This window comes from Amycolatopsis sp. NPDC021455 (assembly GCF_040640995.1).
Lineage (GTDB): Bacteria > Actinomycetota > Actinomycetes > Mycobacteriales > Pseudonocardiaceae > Amycolatopsis.
This window is the reverse complement of the sequence record NZ_JBFACT010000156.1, coordinates 1-1531: the sequence shown is the minus strand read 5'-3', so window position 1 is coordinate 1531 and position 1531 is coordinate 1. Positions and strand designations below refer to the sequence as shown.

1 rRNA gene (cut by a window edge) is annotated in these 1531 nt (G+C 55.4%); it reads left to right on the top strand.

The annotated features are described in order from the left end of the window. Window positions 1–1507: ribosomal RNA gene (locus AB0G28_RS49260) — 23S ribosomal RNA — on the top strand (it extends 1347 nt beyond the left edge of the window). Window positions 1508–1531 lie beyond the last annotated feature (24 nt).

Sequence of the window (1531 nt, the reverse complement as noted above, 5' to 3'; positions counted from 1 at the left end):
GGCCTGATTTCGTAGTAGTCAAGCGATGGGGTGACGCAGGAAGGTAGCTCCGCCAGGCGATGGTTGTCCTGGTATAAGCGTGTAGGCCGGGTGGTAGGCAAATCCGCCACTCATGTAGGCTGAGACGTGATGTGTAGCCGTTTGAGGCGAAGTAGAGTGATCCTATGCTGCCGAGAAAAGCCTCTAGTGAGTGCATGCACGGCCCGTACCCCAAACCAACACAGGTGGTCAGGTAGAGAATACCAAGGCGATCGGGTGAACTGTGGTTAAGGAACTCGGCAAAATGCCCCCGTAACTTCGGGAGAAGGGGGGCCAAACATCCTGAAGCTCTTCTCGGGCTAGGGGTGGGTGGCCGCAGAGACCAGCGGAAAGCGACTGTTTACTAAAAACACAGGTCCATGCGAAGTCGCAAGACGATGTATATGGACTGACGCCTGCCCGGTGCTGGAACGTTAAGAGGACCGGTTAGCCAGCAATGGCGAAGCTGAGAATTTAAGCGCCAGTAAACGGCGGTGGTAACTATAACCATCCTAAGGTAGCGAAATTCCTTGTCGGGTAAGTTCCGACCTGCACGAATGGCGTAACGACTTTCCGGCTGTCTCAACCACAGGCCCGGCGAAATTGCACTACGAGTAAAGATGCTCGTTACGCGCGGCAGGACGGAAAGACCCCGGGACCTTTACTATAGTTTGGTATTGGTTTTCGGTTCGGCTTGTGTAGGATAGGTGGGAGACTGTGAAGCGGCAACGCTAGTTGTTGTGGAGTCGTTGTTGAAATACCACTCTGGTCGAATTGGGAATCTGAACCTCGGGCCATGATCTGGTTCAGGGACAGTGCCTGATGGGTAGTTTAACTGGGGCGGTTGCCTCCTAAAGGGTAACGGAGGCGCCCAAAGGTTCCCTCAGCCTGGTTGGCAATCAGGTGTTGAGTGCAAGTGCACAAGGGAGCTTGACTGTGAGACAGACATGTCGAGCAGGGACGAAAGTCGGGACTAGTGATCCGGCACCTCCTGGTGGAAGGGGTGTCGCTCAACGGATAAAAGGTACCCCGGGGATAACAGGCTGATCTTGCCCAAGAGTCCATATCGACGGCATGGTTTGGCACCTCGATGTCGGCTCGTCGCATCCTGGGGCCGGAGTAGGTCCCAAGGGTTGGGCTGTTCGCCCATTAAAGCGGCACGCGAGCTGGGTTTAGAACGTCGTGAGACAGTTCGGTCCCTATCCGCCGCGCGCGTAGGATACTTGAGGAAGGCTGTCCCTAGTACGAGAGGACCGGGACGGACGAACCTCTGGTGTGCCAGTTGTCCTGCCAGGGGCATGGCTGGTTGGCCACGTTCGGAAGGGATAACCGCTGAAGGCATCTAAGCGGGAAGCCTGTTCCAAGATGAGGTATCCCACCCCATGTGGGTTAAGGCCCCCAACAGACCATTGGGTTGATAGGCCAGAAATGGAAGCACAGTAATGTGTTGTCGAGTTGACTGGTACTAATAGGCCGAGGACTTGCCTACGAAGATGTTACGCATCCACTCTAC